This is a genomic window from Vibrio casei (assembly GCF_002218025.2).
GTDB lineage: Bacteria > Pseudomonadota > Gammaproteobacteria > Enterobacterales > Vibrionaceae > Vibrio > Vibrio casei.
Genome location: NZ_AP018680.1, coordinates 793310 through 812494 on the forward strand (window position 1 = coordinate 793310; position 19185 = coordinate 812494).

Genomic DNA, 19185 nt, shown 5'->3' on the forward strand with positions numbered 1-19185 from the left:
ATCTATTTGAAAGCTTATCTTATGAGCTTTACTTAAAACGCATAAGATAAGCGTAAGTAAGAGCATTCTTACTTACGCTTGATTTTCATGTATCGAAACGTGTTAGCTTGCTACGATGTTCAACAGTTTTCCTGGTACGTAGATCACCTTACGAATGGTTAAGCCTTCTGTGAATTTAGTAACGTTCACATCATTTAGGCCAATTTCTTCAATTGCTTCTTTCGTAATATCTGCTGGAACGGTCAACTTAGCACGTAACTTACCATTCACTTGAACGATGATGAGCTTTTCATCTTCTACCAATGCTTTTTCATCAAACGTTGGCCATACGCAGTTATCGACATCTGATTCACCTAATACGTTCCATAATTCATGACAAATATGTGGCGTCATTGGGTAAAGCATACGTACAACGGCTTTTAAAGCTTCATCAAGAATTGCGCGATCTTGGGCGTTTTCTTGTGGTGCTTTACCTAGCTTGTTCATTAATTCCATGATAGCAGCGATGGCAGTGTTGAAAGTCTGACGACGGCCAACATCATCGCTTACTTTAGCAATGGTTTTATGAACGTCACGACGCAGCGCTTTTTGATCACCTGTTAACGCTGCAGCATCTAATGCTTCAACGTCACCTTTAGAAGTATGCTCACCAATGAGTTTCCATACACGACGTAGGAAGCGGTTCGCACCTTCTACACCAGATTCTTGCCATTCCAGCGTCATATCAGCAGGAGAAGCAAACATCATGAATAAACGAACGGTATCTGCACCGTATTTATCAACCATTTCTTGTGGATCGATACCATTGTTTTTCGACTTAGACATCTTGATCATGCCTGAGTGTTCAACGTTACGACCTTGGTTATCAATGGCTGTTTCAATGCGGCCTTTACCATCACGTTCAACGGTTACATCTGTTGGTGCAATCCACTCTTTAGTGCCTTTTTCATTGGTGTGGTAGAAAGCATCCGCTAGTACCATACCTTGACAAAGCAGTTGCTTGAACGGCTCATCAGAAGTTACGTAACCTGCATCACGTAATAATTTGTGGAAGAAGCGTGAGTACAATAGGTGCATACAAGCGTGTTCAATACCGCCCACATATTGATCGACAGGTAGCCAGTAGTTGGCTTTTTCTGGGTCTAGAATGTCGTCAGCTTGTGGAGAACAGTAACGTGCGTAGTACCAAGAAGATTCCATAAAGGTATCAAAGGTATCGGTTTCACGTAGTGCATGTTCGCCATTGAAAGTGGTTTCTGCCCAAGCTTTGTCAGCTTTAATTGGGCTGGTTACGCCATCCATTACTACATCTTCAGGTAGGATAACCGGAAGTTGGTCAGCCGGAACAGGATGTACTTCACCATCATCTGTGGTCACCATTGGAATTGGCGCGCCCCAGTAACGTTGACGAGATACGCCCCAGTCACGTAGACGGAAGTTAACGGTTTTCTTACCTTTACCTTCAGTTTCTAATTTCGCTGCGATGGCATCAAAAGCCTCTTGGAAATCTAGGCCATCGAATTCGCCTGAATTGAATAACTTACCTTTCTCAGTGTAAGCCGCTTCAGAAACGTCTGGTTGGTTGCCTTCTTCATCTAGAATAACCGCTTCGATGTTTAGACCGTATTTAGTGGCAAATTCAAAATCACGTTGGTCGTGAGATGGAACCGCCATTACTGCACCTGTGCCGTAATCCATTAATACAAAGTTAGCCACATAAACTGGCACTTCTTTGCCGTTTAATGGGTGAATGGCAGTCAGGCCAGTATCCATGCCTTTCTTTTCCATTGTTGCGAGTTCAGCTTCAGCAACTTTGGTGTTTTTACATTCTTCACAGAATGCCGCAAGATCTGGGTTATTTTGTGCTGCAATGGTTGCCAGTGGGTGGCCAGCGGCAATACCTACGTAAGTCACCCCCATCAGCGTATCAGGACGTGTGGTATACACTTCAAGATCAGCTTGGTCTTTTACTTTAAAGGTTAGCTCAACGCCTTCAGAGCGGCCAATCCAGTTGCGCTGCATGGTTTTAACCATTTCAGGCCAACCGTGTAGGTTATCCAGATCGTCTAATAGCTCTTGTGCGTATTCAGTGATTTTAATAAACCATTGTGGAATTTCTTTTTGTTCTACAGGAGTATCACAACGCCAGCAGCAACCGTCTTCGACTTGCTCGTTAGCAAGAACGGTCATGTCGTTTGGACACCAGTTAACTGAAGAGGTCTTTTTGTAAACTAAGCCTTTTTCATACAGCTTGGTGAAGAACTCTTGTTCCCAACGGTAGTATTCAGGTGTACAAGTCGCAAACTCACGGTTCCAGTCATAACCAAAGCCTAATAGTTTAAGCTGGTTTTTCATGTATTCGATGTTTTCGTAAGTCCACGGCGCTGGCGCAGTTTTGTTTTTCACCGCAGCATTTTCAGCCGGTAAGCCAAACGCATCCCAGCCAATAGGTTGCATGACGTTTTTGCCTTGTAGACGCTGGTAGCGAGAAACAACATCACCGATAGTGTAATTACGAACGTGCCCCATGTGCAGGCGGCCACTTGGGTAAGGGAACATAGACAAGCAGTAGAATTTTTCTTTGCTTGGATCTTCTGTTACTTCAAATATTTTGCTGTCATCCCAGTGTTGTTGAACCTTTGGCTCAATGTCTTGAGGATTATAATGTTCTGATAATTTCACTTTATGCTCTTGCATCGATGATATCCGGTAATCGTAGATTTGTGAGATCGGTTAAAACCGATAATACTTGATCAGCATAGAATACCTTAAAGGGGTTGCGCACAACAATAGGCAATGTGACCCTATCCCCATATATAGAAGTAACAAGATGGTCAAGGAGAGTAATATGTCAAAGCGTAATCAAGACTATAAAAAGCTGTTAGAAGAGATTATTGAAAGCTTAAAGCATACGCCGGAAGAGCTAAATAAAGCGCTCGATACTCCCAAGAAAATGTGGCAAGCGACTAAAGACATGACTAAAGATGAGTACGCGCTTATTAGTCGATATGTGAAATCGGATCTTAAAGAGTTTGCGGAAAATTATGAAAAAGACAAAGAAGCGATAGCTAATGACCCATTTAGAGACGTTATTGCGGAATCTATTTGGCAAGGCTTACTTGATATTACCGATAAGACCCAAATTGAGTGGATGGAAGTGTTTCAAGATATTGAGCATAAGGGGCTTTATGAAGCTGGCGATGTGATCGGGTTAGGTGCGTTAGTTTGTGAAAAATGCGGACACCGACAAGAGCATACGCATCCTTGTGAAATTACGCCATGCATTGAATGTGGTAATAATGCCTTTACCCGAGTGCCACTAAAGCCTTAATACCAAAGTTTTCATTACTTTATTCCTGTAATTTTCGGTTTAATTACCGTTATCTTAGGGACGGTGTTTCTGGTGCCAATGATGGCATCTTAATCACTAATTTTGCTTTGAAATAGATATAACTATATCCATACCCGTAAACGGTATATATAAAACCTAGTAATTTGAAATTTACTAGGTTTTGTTCTTTTTATTTGATGGAAGACCGATCAAGTTAAATTAAATGCTAAATCGTAATATAAGCAAACTTTTATCCTTGTTCGGTCTTTCCAAAGAAAGGTGGCGTATTTGGAAGGAGATTAGTTACCTTATTTACTCTTTTCTTGATATTTTGAATAGAAGAAAGCAAAACCAATACCGATAAAACTCCACAAATAAAGAAGCCATGATCCTAATGTGCGATAAGGTGTATTTCCTGACGTTGATTCTACTTCGGCTCTAAGTACTTCTGTTTGGAATTGTGGCACTTGCTTAATGATTTTACCTTGGTAATCAGTAACGGCAGTGACACCATTGTTGGTAGCCCGAATTAATGGCTTACCTAACTCTAAAGCGCGCATACGGGCAATTTCCATGTGCTGTAGTGGGCCAATTGAATGACCAAACCAAGCATCATTAGAAAGCGTCAGAATAAAATCGGTATCTGCGGTTATGTTTTGACGAACTTGTTCATTAAAGATAATTTCATAACAAAGTGCCGCTAATAAATGACGACCATGAGCAATTAAATTGGGTTGAATAAAACTACCACGTTGGAATGATGACATGGGTAAATTAAAGAAAGGGGCAATTGGGCGCAATAAATCCCCAAAAGGAACAAATTCACCAAAAGGTAATAAGTGATGTTTGTTATATCTAATTTCTGAGTCGTAATCGTAGGGTGCCGATTTTTTATCGCCGAGAGTGAGTATGCTGTTGTAATACGCCCCCATAGAATCTTGGGAAATAACTCCTGTTATGAGTGTTGTATTATTTTGGCGTGCAGCGGTATCCAAGTTTCTAAGAAATGCTGGAAGTTCTTGCTCTAAAGCTGGAATAGCGGCTTCAGGCCAAATAACAATATCTGCATCCCAGTTAGCACGACTCAAGTCTGTATATTTCATCAAAGTCGGCCAGCGATGACTGGGGATCCATTTCATTTTTTGGTCAATATTACCTTGGATCAAAGCAAAAGAGGTTTTGCTGGCAGGGTTTGGCTTAACCCATTGTACTTGATTTAAGCCGTAACTAAGCGCAAAAATTCCCACAGGAAGCAGCATATATTGCCATTTACGAGCCAATGTAAGGTAGGCCAAACTACCCGCTATTAACCATAATGAAAGCGTAATGGCTTCGACTCCGGATACTGGAGCAAAACCATTGAGCGGACTATCGATTTGGCTATAACCGAGCCATAGCCAAGGAAAACCTGTCATCACCCAACCACGTAACCATTCAGTTAGAAGCCAAATGATCGGTGCTGCAATGAATAAACGACGGCGATTAGCTTGTGGGAAAAAGCGGTTTAATACACCACCGAAGATGGCAGGATAAATCGATAAGTAGGCCACCAGCAAGGACATTAGGGTCGCACTGGCAATTTTAGGCATGCCACCAAAGGTATCAATGCTGACATGAACCCAATTTATACCCGTTCCAAATTGTCCAAGCCCCCAGAAAAAAGCAACCCAAAAACCTGCTTTTGCTGATTGTTTATGCAGTAGGAGTAAAAGAATGAATGGACTTAAAATGGCGATAGGCCAATAAGAGAATGGAGCGAAGGCAAGAGTTGTAGTTGCGCCAACAAAAGCGGCCAATAAAGGCCGCCTTACGCGCGGAGTCCAATTTTTATTCATAAGTTAAAATGGCTTCACAGTCTAATTATCTTGAGTTTCTGGCTCAAGGTTGGTTTCCGAATTATTCGGTATAGTGACTTGTAATTGAATGACTTTTCGGTTATCTGAAGCGGTGACTTTAAAAACATAGCCATCAATTTCAACTATTTCGCCACGTTCAGGTAAATGACCAAATGCCAGTGTGACTAAACCACCAACGGTATCAACTTCTTCATCACTGTATTTAGTGTTGAATGCGTCATTAAAATCATCAATGTCAGTTAATGCCTTTACTGAGAAGGTATGTTTACTTAGTTGACGAATATCTGCAGATTCTTCATCGTCGAATTCATCTTCGATTTCGCCAACAATTTCTTCTAGGATATCTTCAATGGTGATCAAACCCGATACACTACCAAATTCATCGACAACAATGGCCATATGGTAACGTTCTTCACGAAATTCTTTTAATAGTCTATCAACGCGTTTACTTTCTGGAACCACTACAGCAGGGCGGACGACTTCGCTTAAAATAAATGGCGTGCTATCCGAAACTAAATAACGCAATAAATCCTTGGCAAGTAAAATACCTTCGATATGATCTTTGTCCTCGTTAATCACTGGGTAACGAGAGTGTGTTGCCTCAATAATTAAGGTTGCGAGAGAATCAAGATCGTAATCACGGTTTATGGTGACCATTTGTGAGCGTGGGATCATAATATCACGCACTCGCATCTCAGAAATTTCCATCACTCCTTCGAGCATATCTCGTGTATCAGGGTCGATAAGATCGTTTTCCTCTGAATCACGGAATACTTCGACCAGCTCTTGTCGATCTTTTGGATCGGCTTGAAATAGGTGAGCTAAGCGATCGAAGAAGGACTTTCTACTGGGACCTTCTGATTTATCGTTGCCTTCCGAGTGGGAAGGTGAGTTACTGTCGTTCATGTCTACTCTTTCGTCGTTACTATCAAAAGCGGATAGCGCGCTATAGACGGAAGAAAAGACGTTGTCTTCCTCCCTTTAGATTGTTTCATTATTCTTTTTCTGAAAGATAAGGATCATCGAAACCGAGTTTTTGTAGGATTTCGGTTTCTAAACTTTCCATTTCTTCTGCTTCATCATCATCGATATGATCATAACCTAACAGATGAAGAGAGCCGTGTACAACCATATGAGCCCAGTGAGCATTCAATGGTTTCTTTTGTTCTTTAGCTTCTGTTTCAACGACTTCTTTACAAATAATTAAATCACCAAGTAAATCAATTTCAATTTCCGGCGGTGCTTCAAAAGGAAACGATAGCACATTCGTTGGCTTGTCTTTACCTCGGTAATCACGATTTAACTGCTGACTTTCTTCTTGCTCAACAATACGAACGGTGACTTCTGCTTGTGGTTGAAATAGGGTAATAGCAGAGTTTAACCATTGTTGTAATTCACCTTCACTTGGAAGGTATTCTGTATTTTCGACTGCAATTTGGAGATCGAGTTCAATCGTCATAATCTGCCCAGTTTTACGTTATTCAGAATCAGTGTTTTGTTGTTTATTCGTTACTGCATTAGATTGAGCATTTGACGCCGAAAATAAGGCAGCAGCTTGAGCTTCGCGTTGTTCTCTTTCTTTACGATGGCGTATCTCAATTTCTTTTTTTTCTTTTAAGTCTTGTGCTTCCCATTTTTCATACGCGTTAACAATACGCGCAACCACGGGGTGTCGAACTACATCATCAGCTAGGAAGAAGTTAAAGCTAATATCATCTACATCAGAAAGCACTTCAATGGCATGACGAAGGCCTGAACGTGCACCACGAGGCAAGTCTATTTGAGTCACATCACCGGTGATCACTGCACGAGAGTTAAAGCCGATACGGGTTAAGAACATTTTCATTTGTTCGACCGTGGTATTTTGACTTTCATCTAAAATGATAAATGCATCATTCAAAGTACGACCACGCATATAGGCCAGTGGTGCGACTTCAATTACATTACGTTCAATTAACTTTTCAACGCGTTCAAAACCAAGCATTTCGAATAAAGCATCATAAAGTGGGCGCAGGTAGGGATCGACCTTCTGGCTTAGATCTCCGGGTAAGAAGCCGAGTTTTTCACCAGCTTCAACCGCAGGGCGGGTCAAAAGAATACGACGTACTTCTTGACGCTCTAGTGCATCAACCGCAGCCGCAACCGCTAGGTAGGTTTTACCTGTACCGGCAGGCCCAATACCAAAGGTTATATCATGAGTCACTATATTGACTAAGTATTGGCCTTGATTTGGTGTACGAGGTTTAATTACGCCTTTTTTAGTTTTGATAAAGACTTCTTTACCATATTCCATCGGCTGTTCTTGGTGTTGCTCAAGAATGCCGGATTCTTTCACTACTAAGTGAATTTGTTCTGGCTCTAAATCTGGAATCGTGCCTCGTACAGGGGCCGTATCGACATACAAATCTTTGATAATATCTAAAGCAGCAGCGGCAGTATGAGGCTTGCCAGTAATGGTGAAAAAGTTGCTGCGATGATTAATTTCAACGCCTAAGCGACGTTCAAGGTGTTTGATATTGTCATCAAAAGGGCCACAAAGGCTCGAAAGTCTGTGGTTATCGGAAGGTTCTAGGTTTACTTCAAGCGTTACGATTTTATTGCTCACGTTTTCCCTCGCTATAAGCGGTTCGGACTTTCACATTAGCCAGTCGAACCGCTTTGTTTAACTTATATTTTTATAAGATGGTGTTAGGGCGTGAAAGTAACAACCCCTAATTCATCTTCTTTGCGTGTTTTTTTCATCATCTCTGCTGGAGACACGATAGAACGTAGACCCATTTCAGCTTCTGTTCTGACCAAATTACCACGCAATGAGTTCGGTAAGACTTCGGTGATTTCGACATCTACAAACTGACCAATTAAATCGGGTGAGCCTTCAAAGTTAACCACACGGCTATTTTCAGTACGGCCACTTAATTGCATCAGATCTTTCTTCGAAGGTCCTTCAACTAAAATGCGCTGCTCTGTACCTAACATTAAGCGAGAGTATCGCATAGCTTGGGAATTTATTTGTTGCTGAAGCTCATACAATCTTTCTTTCTTCTCTGACTCTGGCGTATCACATGGATAATCCGCTGCAGGAGTACCAGGACGAGGAGAGTAGATAAAGCTAAAGCTCATATCAAAATCAACATCTTTAATCAGCTTCATGGTATCAGCGAAATCTTGTTTAGATTCACCAGGGAAGCCAATAATAAAGTCGGAGCTGATTTGAATATCAGGGCGAGCTTTACGTAATTTACGGATGATAGATTTGTATTCAATCGCGGTATGAGGACGCTTCATCATGGTTAAAATACGATCGGAACCACTTTGAACCGGCAAGTGTAAGAAGCTGACCAGCTCAGGCGTATCTTCGTAGACAGCAATGATATCATCGGTAAACTCAAGAGGGTGGCTTGTAGTAAAGCGCACGCGATCGATGCCATCGATAGAAGCTACTAAACGAAGAAGTTCTGCAAATGAGCAGATTTCTCCATCGTACATGGCGCCGCGATAAGCATTTACGTTTTGACCCAACAAGTTTACTTCGCGAACCCCTTGCTCGGCGAGTTGAGCGATTTCGTATAAAACATCATCGAGTGGACGACTGACTTCTTCACCGCGAGTATAAGGTACGACGCAGAAAGTACAGTATTTCGAACAGCCTTCCATGATTGAAACAAAGGCGGTAACCCCATCAGCTTTCGGCTCTGGTAAATTATCAAACTTCTCAATTTCAGGGAAAGAGATGTCCATTACTGGGCCAGATTTACTCTGTGATTGCTTGATCATTTCAGGTAAGCGGTGCAGTGTTTGTGGGCCAAAGATAACATCGACAAATGGCGCACGTTGACGGATATGGTCGCCTTCTTGGGTCGCCACACAACCGCCGACACCAATCACTACCCCTTCTTTTTTGTCTTTTAGTGTTTTCCAACGACCAAGCTGGTGGAAAACTTTCTCTTGTGCTTTTTCACGAATCGAACATGTATTGAGTAATAATACATCTGCTTCCGCTGGATCTTCGGTTAACTCGTATCCATTTGCGGCATTAAGTAGGTCGGCCATTTTCGATGAATCGTACTCGTTCATCTGACAGCCCCAAGTTTTAATTAGCAGTTTCTTACTCATTTCACATTCGCTCGTATTAAATCAGTGTTGGGTTGAGCTTTTGCTCATCGTTCTGCTATGTTTGGCCAATCTAAAAGCAGGCTCAAATCTAGCAAGCCGCATATTGTACTGGTTTAAATGCAACCTGACCAGATCTTACATAGAACAAAGCTTCCTTGGTAGTATAGACCTGTTTTTATTAATGGAATGTTTGCACTAAAATGGAATAACTTGAGTATCTTGGCTGAAAATTAACTTGAAAGGCGTAGAATATCGAAATCGATTCATTGTGAGATTAAATATGATTAAGTTTGATGTTGTCATCGTTGGTGGCGGTATGGTTGGCGCTGCATTGGCTGTTGGATTAGCAAAGCAAAAGAAGAACGTTGCTATAATTGAAGGTGTAAAACCAGAAGCTTACAATGATATGCAACCCATGGATTTAAGAGTTTCAGCTATATCAAAAGCCTCGGTTGATTTACTTGTGCAACTTGGCGCGTGGAATTCAATTGAATCAAAGCGTGTCTGCCCGTATTTAGGTCTTGAAACATGGGAGCATCCAGAATGTAGAACACGCTTTCATGCTCATGATCTAGGTTTAGACAAATTGGGTTATATGCTGGAAAATCGGTTAATGCAGTTAGGACTTTGGGAGCAATTTGATCAATATTCAAACCTAACAGTACTGTGCCCTGAGAGCTTACATCATATTCAATTTGGTAATGATTCGAATACCATCCATCTTGATTCAGGGAAAATTCTTGAAGCGAGTTGGGTGGTTGGCGCCGATGGTGCCCACTCTAAAGTGCGTCAGCAAGCCAATATTGGTATTACTGCATGGGATTACCGACAACGCTGTATGTTAATCAATGTAGAGCTACCATCGTTAGATAATGATGAATTACGTGATACAACCTGGCAGTGGTTTACACCAAGTGGGCCTCGGTCTTTTTTACCTTTAGCGCCGTCTGTTAATGGGACGCAGCAAGGTTCATTGGTTTGGTATGATAGCCCTAAAAGAATTAAGCAGCTTCAAGCTATGTCGCCAGAAGCACTTAGAAGAGAAGTGTTAAAAGCGTTTCCAGCGGAACTTGGTGATATTAAGGTACTGCAAGCTGGTTCTTTTCCATTAACACGACGTCATGCTCATAGTTATTACGCTAACCGATGTGTTGTGATTGGCGATGCCGCTCATACCATCAATCCACTGGCAGGGCAGGGGGTTAATTTAGGGTTTAAAGATGTTGCGACGTTACTTGATACCATTGCCGATAAGGGGCTAGCTTCTCAAGCCGCTTTTGTTGATTATCAGAGGCAGCGCCGCCCAGATAATTTGTTAATGCAATCTGGAATGGATTTCTTTTATAAAGCGTTTAGCAATGATATTGGCCCATTAAAGTTGGTTCGTAATCTTGTTCTAAAAGCGGCAGATCACTCTGGTGACATTAAGAAACAGGTACTAAAGTATGCGCTCGGGTTATAAAAAACAGATTAAAACGATCGTTAGTTGGTCTTCGGGTAAAGATTCTACTCTGACGTTAATCCGTCTAATGGCGGATCCGGATTATGATGTTGTCGGCTTATTTACCACTTATGTTGATGATGAAGTACCCTTTCAAGCAACCCCTCTGGCTGTCGTTCGTGAACAAGCAAAATTGACTAATTTGCCATTGATCGAAATTGCTCTTCCCGACGTATTTCCAAATAATGATATCTATCAAAGTACCGTCATTGCGGGGTTGAAAAATAGCGGTTTAAGTTTTGAATCTATCGCATTTGGTGATTTATTTTGTAATGGCATTATGGAATATCGTCAACGTTTTTTAGAACCGGCCGGTTGGCGATGTATTTTTCCTTTAATAGCTCAAGGCAGTGACAAACTGGCTAAAGAAATTATTTATTCTGGTATTCGTACAATGATAATAACGGTAGATACCCAGCAGTTAAATAAAGAATTTTGCGGCCGTTTGTATGACCAATCATTATTAGAACAATTACCAGAATCATGTGACCCATGCGGTGAAAATGGTGAATTCCACACTTTAGTGGTTTCAGCCCCCTGTTTTAATGGTGAACTTGAATTGATACTTGGTAGCGTTGAAGATAATGGACGGTTTCATTATCAACGCTACCATTTAGGCCAAACTCACTTGCATCAATGATAACGTGTCATTACCGAGTTTGTCGCAATATCAATCATAGAATGCCACGCAAACAGGGGCGGTCATTAAGGCACTTTGACCTGTTTTTATTAATTCACCAGTAGATGGATCACGTTTAAAACTCGTTATATTACCGCTATTTTGGTTAGTCACTACAAGCCATTTTCCACATGGTGAAATAGCAAAATCTCTAGGGAAGTCACCGCCACAATCGATAGAATCAAGATAATTTAGATTACCTGTTTGATCGTCGAACTTGAAATAGCTGATGATGTTTTGTCTACGCCCAGTTAAATAAACAAACTTGCAATCAGGTGATAGTTTTATTGCTCCACCTGCTTGTCCATTTGGTGTGTTAGGAAAAGCAGCTTGGCTATGGCTAATTTCCCATTTGCCGTTATTTTTCTTTAATGTTACTAGTTGTTCTGAAATCTCACACAATAATAATGCAATGTCTTCGGTCTGGTTAAACACGATATGACGTGGTCCACTAGAGTGAGGGAGTTGTACTTCTTGTCTATTAGCGATTGAGAATAAAGCCTTATTTTTATCATACGGATAAAATACGACTTTATCGTGCCCTAAATCAACACTGACGAGTACTTTACTATGATCAAGAATAAAAGCTTGGTGAGCGTGGGAAAGGGGCTGTGAGTGGCCTAATAATTGGCTATCAATGGTTTGATTTTTATCAGTAATAATTAAAGATTCATTGCATTGGAAAACATCAATATGGCCACTACCGTATTGAGCGGTAGTCACTAAATGATGCTTTTGACTGACGGCCACATAGCAAGGCGCGTCTCCAGTAAGTCCAGACTTTGATAAATAACGAAAGTGACTATTGGATAAGACATATTGTTCAAGGGTTGGTGATTGCGCTTGATTCACTTCGGCAATGACGGTAATAGTCTCTCCAAAGAGATGGAAATAAGACGGATTAGCAAGTTTAATTGACGTAGGTATTAGCTTCAAATCGCCATCTTGGGTATTAAGGGTAGCCTTATATAGGCCTGTCGATTCATCATTTGGTGTATAACCACTTACGAGTAAAGAGAGTATGTCCACATTGATCCTTTTATATTCAAATAAATCGCTACTGAATAGTGCAATAAATCGATGTGGAATGAAATCAAGTTATATTAGTTACTGGTGATGTATCGAAAAAACAACCATGTCACAGCATAGAAACAATGCTATCTGTTTGATTAAGATATGAAATAAATAGAAGGGCATGGAAACAACAAAACCCACATAAAGTGGGTTTTGTTGTAAATAATGGTGCGGTCGGAGAGACTTGAACTCTCACACCTTACGGCGCCAGAACCTAAATCTGGTGCGTCTACCAATTCCGCCACGACCGCAAACTCGTGACTAAGGATTAAATCCTCAGTTTTCTCGATAAAAAAGCAAGTTGATTGGTTAAGCTTGCTTTTTCGAGAAAAGATTCTCAAAAATAAGATTCGTTATAAAAAATGGCTGGGCTACCTGGATTCGAACCAGGGAATGCTGGCATCAAAAGCCAGTGCCTTACCGCTTGGCGATAGCCCAACAGGGATGGATTACCATCATTAATAATGGTGCGGTCGGAGAGACTTGAACTCTCACACCTTACGGCGCCAGAACCTAAATCTGGTGCGTCTACCAATTCCGCCACGACCGCAAACTCGTGACTAAGGATTAAATCCTCAGTTTTCTTGATAAAAAAAGCAAGCTGATTGGTTAAGCTTGCTTTTTCAAGAAACGATTCTCAAAAAAAATAAGATTCGTTATAAAAAATGGCTGGGCTACCTGGATTCGAACCAGGGAATGCTGGCATCAAAAGCCAGTGCCTTACCGCTTGGCGATAGCCCAACAGGGATGGATTACCATCATTAATAATGGTGCGGTCGGAGAGACTTGAACTCTCACACCTTACGGCGCCAGAACCTAAATCTGGTGCGTCTACCAATTCCGCCACGACCGCAGCGCTTCTTAGTGATAAGAAGAATACATAGTTATTAAAATAATTGGATAATTTTAATAACGTTATAAGTAATGGCTGGGCTACCTGGATTCGAACCAGGGAATGCTGGCATCAAAAGCCAGTGCCTTACCGCTTGGCGATAGCCCAACAAATAATGGTGCGGTCGGAGAGACTTGAACTCTCACACCTTACGGCGCCAGAACCTAAATCTGGTGCGTCTACCAATTCCGCCACGACCGCAAAACCGTGCTAGCTAATTTATCTTAAGATAAAGGCTAGTTCTCGATGTTATTTACTAAACGAACTGGAGAAGTTTAGTTATCGAGTAACGACATTCCTAAAAAAGGCAATCGTATAAAATATGGTGGCTACGACGGGATTCGAACCTGTGACCCCATCATTATGAGTGATGTGCTCTAACCAACTGAGCTACGTAGCCATGTGTTACTGAGTAACTTTATGAGCCGGGAAGTATAACTAAATATACTTTCGACTTCCAGTCTCGAAATTATATTTCGAGGTGCGAATGTTGAAATATAAACATTCGTAAAAAATGGCTGGGCTACCTGGATTCGAACCAGGGAATGCTGGCATCAAAAGCCAGTGCCTTACCGCTTGGCGATAGCCCAACAGAGATGGATTACCATCATTAACAATGGTGCGGTCGGAGAGACTTGAACTCTCACACCTTACGGCGCCAGAACCTAAATCTGGTGCGTCTACCAATTCCGCCACGACCGCAAAACCGTGTTAGCTGATTTATCTTAAGATAAAGGCTAATTCTCGATATTATTTACTAAACGAACTGGAGAAGTTTAGTTATCGAGTAACGACACTCCTAAAAAAGGACAGTCGTATAAAATATGGTGGCTACGACGGGATTCGAACCTGTGACCCCATCATTATGAGTGATGTGCTCTAACCAACTGAGCTACGTAGCCAAACTGAAGTTTTCACCTCTGTTTCATCACAATAACTCTGCGATGAGAACGGAGCGCATTATGCGGATTAGGCTGGTAAGCGTCAATAGTTTTTTTGAATAAATCAGCCAAAATGAATTGTTCGCACTTTTTTTAAACAAAAAGTGTTATTTGTGAACAAAACCATAGGTTATAACGTGAAATTAATAATGAGCCGATATTAGTTACATATGGCATAAGTGCAATGTAAAAAGCCAGTGTAGGTCACTGGCTTTGGTGTTTTTTTTAATGTAAGAGCATTGATTTATACGTTAAAACGAAAGTGAACGACATCACCATCTTTAACGATGTAATCTTTACCTTCTAAACGCCATTTTCCGGCTTCTTTTGCGCCACTTTCACCTTTAAATTGAATGAAATCTTCATAGGCAATAACTTCTGCACGGATGAAGCCTTTTTCAAAGTCAGTATGAATTTTTCCTGCTGATTGTGGTGCTGTCGCGCCGACAGGGATAGTCCATGCTCGAACTTCTTGCACACCGGCAGTAAAATAAGTTTGTAGCGCTAATAATTCATAACCCGAACGGATAACGCGGTTTAAACCTGGTTCTTCTATGCCTAAGTCGGCTAGAAACTCATTACGGTCTTCTTCATCTAATTCTGACATTTCAGACTCAATGGCGGCACAAACAGGAACGACAACGGCATTCTCGCCTTTTGCATATTCACGGACCTGTTCTAAGAAAGGATTGTTTTCAAATCCATCTTCATTTACGTTGGCAATGTACATGGTTGGTTTTAACGTTAGGAAGTTTAGGTAGCCAACAGCCGCTAACTCTTCTTTACTCAATTCAACCGAACGCGCCATTCCGCCTTCAGTGAAAACGGGTAATAATTTTTCTAAGACCGTGATTTCATATTTAGCATCTTTATCACCACCTTTTGCTTTTTTCGCTTGGCGTTGAATAGCACGTTCACAACTGTCTAAATCAGCAAGAGCAAGTTCAAGATTGATGATTTCAATATCTTCAATTGGCGCAATACGACCTGCAACATGAACGATATTTTCGTTTTCAAAACAACGTACAACATGGCCAATAGCATCAGTTTCGCGAATGTTAGCTAGGAATTTATTCCCTAAGCCTTCCCCTTTAGATGCGCCAGCAACCAAGCCTGCAATGTCAACAAATTCCATGGTGGTTGGAAGGATGCGTTTAGGGTTAACGATTTCTGCTAGAGCCTCTAGACGAGGATCTGGAACCGGTACGACACCAGTATTTGGTTCGATAGTACAGAAAGGGAAGTTAGCTGCTTCAATACCAGCTTTAGTCAGCGCATTAAATAGAGTAGATTTACCTACGTTAGGTAGACCGACGATTCCACATTTGAAACCCATATTATAAACCTTCTTTCTTTCGGTGGTATTACCGACTTATGTTGTCATTTGATTGTTTTGCTAAATTTGAACTTTTGATGCTTGTTCTATTCGGCTTTAAACGTATGTAAGCGATTCTGTGCTTTGGCAAGATCATCTTTTAGCAGTATGTCTAAACTACGTACGGATTCATCGATTGCCGCATCGAGTAATTCTTGTTCTTTAGTCGGCGCTTTGCCTAGTACATAACCCGCTACGCGATCTTTATGGCCAGGGTGCCCTATACCAATGCGTAAACGGTAAAATTCTTTATTATTGCCTTGTTTAGCGATAATGTCTTTTAAGCCGTTATGCCCACCATGGCCACCACCTTTTTTGAATTTGGCAACGCCTGGAGGTAAATCGAGTTCATCATGCGCGACCATGATCTCTTCTGTTTTTATCTGATAAAATTTTGCGAGTGCCGCGACTGATTTTCCTGACAAGTTCATAAATGTTGTCGGGATAAGAAGGCGTAGATCTTGCCCATGGACCAAGATTCTTCCTGTTAAACCAAAGAATTTACTTTCTTCTTTTAAGTTAACATTATGAACACGTGCAAGCTCTTCCACCACCCATGCTCCAGCATTATGGCGAGTTCTTACATATTCAGGTCCTGGATTAGCAAGGCCAACTAACAATTTGATAGATTGAGTCAAGATCGAGTTCTCTTTGCAAATTTTTAAAGCGCGGCATGATAGCATATTTTCTATCAAGGTGTGCAGCCAAGCAAATAATAAAAAACCACCGCACAAAAGTGCAGTGGTTTTCATAAATGTTGCTATTACGGTGACTTACAAATGACTGAGTAAGGCGTCGTAATTAGTTAAACATTGCAGAAATAGACTCTTCATTGCTAATGCGACGAATCGCTTCAGCTAGCATGCTAGATAACGTTAATTGAGTCACTTTACCTGTTGCTTTCATCTCTTCTGATAATCTAATTGAGTCCGTTACAATGACTTGGTCAATGACAGAATTGGCAATGTTTTGTGCCGCATTTCCTGAGAATACTGGGTGGGTTGCGTAAGCAAATACGCGTTTTGCCCCACGTTCTTTCAATGCTTCAGCCGCTTTACACAAGGTACCACCAGTATCAATCATGTCATCAACGATAACGCAATCGCGATCTTTAACATCACCTATAAGGTTCATAACTTCTGATACGTTTGCACGAGGGCGACGCTTATCAACGATCGCGATGTCCGTATCGTCTAACATTTTTGCTGTTGCACGAGCACGAACAACACCACCAAGATCTGGAGAAACAACCACAGGATCTTCTAAGCCGCGAGATTTCATATCTTCCATTAATACCGGAGTACCAAAGATATTATCAACAGGGACATCAAAGAAGCCTTGAATTTGTTCTGCATGTAAATCGATTGTCAGAACGCGGTCTACACCAACGTTAGACAAAAAGTCAGCAACTACTTTTGCGGTAATTGGCACACGAGACGAGCGAACTCGACGATCTTGGCGTGCGTAGCCAAAGTAAGGAATAACAGCAGTAATACGGCCAGCAGAAGCGCGGCGCATGGCGTCAATCATGACCACCAATTCCATTAGGTTGTCATTGGTTGGTGCACAAGTAGATTGGATAATGAATACATCACTACCACGGACATTTTCATTTATTTTAACAGCGACTTCGCCGTCAGAAAAACGATCAACATCTGCATCACCAAGGGAAATGTATAGACGATCTGCAATACGTTGGGCTAGTTCAGGTGTGGCGTTACCAGCAAATAGCTTCATATCAGGCACGGTGGAAACCTCGGGTTGCGTCCAGTTTTAAATTGAGTTGTTGTCGGCTTGTTTATAGTCAGCCAAAGTCTTATAAAGTGGTGAGATATTCACCCCTTTGGCGATAAAGCCGAAGACACTATTTGAATTTTGTTGTTTGTTGAGCTTGCTTAATATGGATGTGGCTTGTTGCTGAGTGTCGAATTCAGCAAATAGGCAAGACCCCGTTCCAGTCAATCTCGACGGCGCGTATTGTAGCAGCCATGAAAGTTGCTTAGCAACCTCCGGATACAGCAAAGTGACGATTTTTTCGCAATCGTTTTCGTAGGGTTGTTGTAAAAGCGTTGAAAGCTCTCGCTTTGGTGTGTTTCTAGTTAAATTAGGATGTGTGAAAATTTCAGCTGTTGCAATGTTTACATTGGGCTTGATCACTAAATACCATTTTTCTTTTGGGTTCGCCTGGATTAATTGTTCACCGATCCCTTCAGCAAAAGCGGAGTGACCTCGAACAAAAACAGGCACATCCGCACCAAGAGTTAGGCCAAGGTTGGCTAAGGTATTGATTGAGAAATTGAGTGACCATATTTCATTTAATGCGATCAGCGTCGTTGCAGCATTGGACGATCCGCCACCTAATCCTCCTCCCATAGGGAGAGTTTTATTCAATTGAATGTCGACACCTAATGCCGAAGGGACAATGTTCAATGTTTTTTGGGCTTCGATTCTAAGTGCTTCTGCTGCTTTCCAAATCAGATTTTGCTCCAGGCTCACCCCTTTTATTTCAGGGGTGATGGTGAGCTTACCACTTTTATTGGGTGAAAATTGGAGTGTATCTCCATGATCAATAAATTGAAAAAGTGTTTGTAGATCATGATAACCATTCGTGCGGCGGCCTGTGATATACAAAAATAAATTCAGTTTGGCTGGTGCCGGCCATTTTATGTGTGAAATGAAAGAATCGATTTGTTGTGGCATTAAAATATCCATTTACTGATTAGAATCTTAATTTGAGTATTGTCTTGCTCTAAAAATAATTGATTAGGTAATGGCAGCGGCGATTCTTTACCGATATCGGTGGATTGATAACTAAGATAAGAAAGTTTCCACTGGCGGTTATCAATACTTTTTTCAAGGCTCTCAACGGTGTGTGATTGATTATAAGCCACACTATCTGCTTGAGTTGGTAATCCTTTGAGCCAATCTGGAAGCTGGCTTACCGGGATACTTAACCCTGTTAACTTCTTAATTAAATCGTTGGCTTCTTTGGCGGTACGGACCTGACCATCGGAAGTTGTAATCATCGCGCCTGTGGAGGTCATTTGTACCGTTAAGACCGTTTGGCCTAGAAATGAGAGTAGTTTCAATTCGTCATATTGAGAGGCGTGCTTGAGAATGAAATTAAGAGATTGACGATGTTCGGCATCTTTATAGCCAATTTTTCCGGTTACTTTAAAGGTATCGAGCTGTTCTAGTTGTTGTTTATGATTTTGCCAATCAACTGAATAGGCTTCTTGAGTCGGTGGAACACTACTGCAACCAGAAAGAATGATAAGCAAGCAGGTTATTGGAAGCCATGCCGATGTACGGTAAGTTGAACATGATTTTAACAATCGTAGATAGAGACGAGAAAATAATGATACGTCAGTAAAACGAAGAAGAGAGAGGCTTGAGGTCAATGACAAGGTCGCTTCCTTATTG

15 protein-coding genes and 11 tRNA genes are annotated in these 19185 nt (G+C 41.4%); 3 read left to right on the forward strand and 23 right to left on the reverse strand.

The genetic code is table 11. The features are described from left to right. Positions 1–102: 102 nt before the first annotated feature. Complete coding sequence (leuS, locus tag VCASEI_RS03815; RefSeq protein ID WP_086961404.1) at positions 103–2697, reverse strand: leucine--tRNA ligase; 2595 nt, start codon at positions 2695–2697, stop codon at positions 103–105. A gap of 151 nt (positions 2698–2848) precedes the next feature. Here leuS and VCASEI_RS03820 point away from each other — a divergent pair, with 151 nt between their 5' ends. Then, the gene (locus VCASEI_RS03820; protein WP_086961403.1) at positions 2849–3331 is read left to right on the forward strand and encodes a zinc ribbon-containing protein; all 483 of its coding nucleotides are present in this window, start codon (positions 2849–2851) and stop codon (positions 3329–3331) included. A 308-nt stretch (positions 3332–3639) separates the two neighbouring features. Here the strand turns inward: VCASEI_RS03820 and lnt are convergent, their stop codons facing one another. The 5 genes from lnt to miaB all read right to left on the reverse strand — a co-directional run bounded on the left by lnt (position 3640) and on the right by miaB (position 9300). Continuing rightward, positions 3640–5166, reverse strand: a complete 1527-nt coding sequence (lnt, locus tag VCASEI_RS03825) for an apolipoprotein N-acyltransferase (protein ID WP_089110449.1) — start codon at positions 5164–5166, stop codon at positions 3640–3642. Between the two features lie 21 nt (positions 5167–5187). Further along, positions 5188–6093, reverse strand: a complete 906-nt coding sequence (gene corC, locus VCASEI_RS03830; RefSeq protein ID WP_086961399.1) for a CNNM family magnesium/cobalt transport protein CorC — start codon at positions 6091–6093, stop codon at positions 5188–5190. 88 nt (positions 6094–6181) lie between these two features. Then, entirely contained in the window at positions 6182–6646 is a 465-nt protein-coding gene (gene ybeY / locus VCASEI_RS03835; protein ID WP_086961398.1) for an rRNA maturation RNase YbeY, read from the reverse strand. An 18-nt stretch (positions 6647–6664) separates the two neighbouring features. Beyond that, positions 6665–7792 carry a PhoH family protein gene (locus VCASEI_RS03840; RefSeq protein ID WP_089110448.1) on the reverse strand — a complete coding sequence of 376 codons (1128 nt, stop codon included), beginning with the start codon at positions 7790–7792 and terminating at the stop codon, positions 6665–6667. A gap of 83 nt (positions 7793–7875) precedes the next feature. Further along, a complete protein-coding gene (miaB, locus tag VCASEI_RS03845; protein ID WP_086961394.1) occupies positions 7876–9300 on the reverse strand; it encodes a tRNA (N6-isopentenyl adenosine(37)-C2)-methylthiotransferase MiaB in 1425 nt (474 codons plus the stop codon). A 280-nt stretch (positions 9301–9580) separates the two neighbouring features. Here miaB and VCASEI_RS03850 point away from each other — a divergent pair, with 280 nt between their 5' ends. Beyond that, positions 9581–10762, forward strand: coding sequence for a 2-octaprenyl-3-methyl-6-methoxy-1,4-benzoquinol hydroxylase (locus VCASEI_RS03850; RefSeq protein ID WP_086961392.1), 1182 nt, complete (start codon positions 9581–9583; stop codon positions 10760–10762). Further along, positions 10746–11441 carry a Dph6-related ATP pyrophosphatase gene (locus VCASEI_RS03855; RefSeq protein WP_086961390.1) on the forward strand — a complete coding sequence of 232 codons (696 nt, stop codon included), beginning with the start codon at positions 10746–10748 and terminating at the stop codon, positions 11439–11441. Before VCASEI_RS03850 ends, VCASEI_RS03855 begins: the two co-directional genes overlap by 17 nt. A 30-nt stretch (positions 11442–11471) precedes the next feature. On the opposite strand, the gene VCASEI_RS03860 is transcribed toward VCASEI_RS03855, so the two are convergent. The 17 genes from VCASEI_RS03860 to lolB form a co-directional block, all read right to left on the reverse strand. After that, a complete protein-coding gene (locus tag VCASEI_RS03860; protein WP_162621014.1) occupies positions 11472–12509 on the reverse strand; it encodes a lactonase family protein in 1038 nt (345 codons plus the stop codon). 211 nt (positions 12510–12720) lie between these two features. Next, positions 12721–12805, reverse strand: a tRNA-Leu gene (locus VCASEI_RS03865). A 112-nt stretch (positions 12806–12917) separates the two neighbouring features. Continuing rightward, positions 12918–12992, reverse strand: a tRNA-Gln gene (locus VCASEI_RS03870). 27 nt (positions 12993–13019) lie between these two features. After that, positions 13020–13104, reverse strand: a tRNA-Leu gene (locus VCASEI_RS03875). 116 nt (positions 13105–13220) lie between these two features. Further along, a tRNA-Gln gene (locus VCASEI_RS03880) sits at positions 13221–13295 on the reverse strand. Between the two features lie 27 nt (positions 13296–13322). Then, a tRNA-Leu gene (locus tag VCASEI_RS03885) sits at positions 13323–13407 on the reverse strand. A gap of 72 nt (positions 13408–13479) precedes the next feature. Continuing rightward, positions 13480–13554, reverse strand: a tRNA-Gln gene (locus VCASEI_RS03890). Positions 13555–13562: 8 nt separating this feature from the next. Beyond that, positions 13563–13647 (reverse strand) — tRNA-Leu (locus VCASEI_RS03895). Positions 13648–13769: 122 nt separating this feature from the next. Continuing rightward, positions 13770–13846, reverse strand: a tRNA-Met gene (locus VCASEI_RS03900). 115 nt (positions 13847–13961) lie between these two features. Beyond that, positions 13962–14036 (reverse strand) — tRNA-Gln (locus VCASEI_RS03905). Positions 14037–14063: 27 nt separating this feature from the next. Then, positions 14064–14148, reverse strand: a tRNA-Leu gene (locus tag VCASEI_RS03910). Positions 14149–14271: 123 nt separating this feature from the next. Beyond that, positions 14272–14348, reverse strand: a tRNA-Met gene (locus VCASEI_RS03915). A gap of 283 nt (positions 14349–14631) precedes the next feature. Next, a complete protein-coding gene (ychF, locus tag VCASEI_RS03920) occupies positions 14632–15723 on the reverse strand; it encodes a redox-regulated ATPase YchF (RefSeq protein WP_086957925.1) in 1092 nt (363 codons plus the stop codon). Between the two features lie 86 nt (positions 15724–15809). Continuing rightward, positions 15810–16400, reverse strand: coding sequence for an aminoacyl-tRNA hydrolase (gene pth, locus VCASEI_RS03925; protein WP_086958072.1), 591 nt, complete (start codon positions 16398–16400; stop codon positions 15810–15812). Positions 16401–16563: 163 nt separating this feature from the next. Next, entirely contained in the window at positions 16564–17508 is a 945-nt protein-coding gene (locus tag VCASEI_RS03930; protein ID WP_086957927.1) for a ribose-phosphate pyrophosphokinase, read from the reverse strand. 27 nt (positions 17509–17535) lie between these two features. Next, positions 17536–18462, reverse strand: a complete 927-nt coding sequence (gene ispE / locus VCASEI_RS03935; RefSeq protein WP_086957929.1) for a 4-(cytidine 5'-diphospho)-2-C-methyl-D-erythritol kinase — start codon at positions 18460–18462, stop codon at positions 17536–17538. Continuing rightward, positions 18462–19169 carry a lipoprotein insertase outer membrane protein LolB gene (lolB, locus tag VCASEI_RS03940; RefSeq protein WP_162621015.1) on the reverse strand — a complete coding sequence of 236 codons (708 nt, stop codon included), beginning with the start codon at positions 19167–19169 and terminating at the stop codon, positions 18462–18464. Before lolB ends, ispE begins: the two co-directional genes overlap by 1 nt. Positions 19170–19185: the final 16 nt, after the last annotated feature.

Bases quoted from the DNA above. Each gene is read 5' to 3' on its own strand.
- leuS (WP_086961404.1), bottom strand. From the start codon at position 2,697: ATGCAAGAGCATAAAGTGAAATTATCAGAACATTATAATCCTCAAGAC.
- VCASEI_RS03820 (WP_086961403.1), top strand. From the start codon at position 2,849: ATGTCAAAGCGTAATCAAGACTATAAAAAGCTGTTAGAAGAGATTATT.
- lnt (WP_089110449.1), bottom strand. From the start codon at position 5,166: ATGAATAAAAATTGGACTCCGCGCGTAAGGCGGCCTTTATTGGCCGCT.
- corC (WP_086961399.1), bottom strand. From the start codon at position 6,093: ATGAACGACAGTAACTCACCTTCCCACTCGGAAGGCAACGATAAATCA.
- ybeY (WP_086961398.1), bottom strand. From the start codon at position 6,646: ATGACGATTGAACTCGATCTCCAAATTGCAGTCGAAAATACAGAATAC.
- miaB (WP_086961394.1), bottom strand. From the start codon at position 9,300: ATGAGTAAGAAACTGCTAATTAAAACTTGGGGCTGTCAGATGAACGAG.
- VCASEI_RS03850 (WP_086961392.1), top strand. From the start codon at position 9,581: ATGATTAAGTTTGATGTTGTCATCGTTGGTGGCGGTATGGTTGGCGCT.
- VCASEI_RS03855 (WP_086961390.1), top strand. From the start codon at position 10,746: ATGCGCTCGGGTTATAAAAAACAGATTAAAACGATCGTTAGTTGGTCT.
- ychF (WP_086957925.1), bottom strand. From the start codon at position 15,723: ATGGGTTTCAAATGTGGAATCGTCGGTCTACCTAACGTAGGTAAATCT.
- ispE (WP_086957929.1), bottom strand. From the start codon at position 18,462: ATGCCACAACAAATCGATTCTTTCATTTCACACATAAAATGGCCGGCA.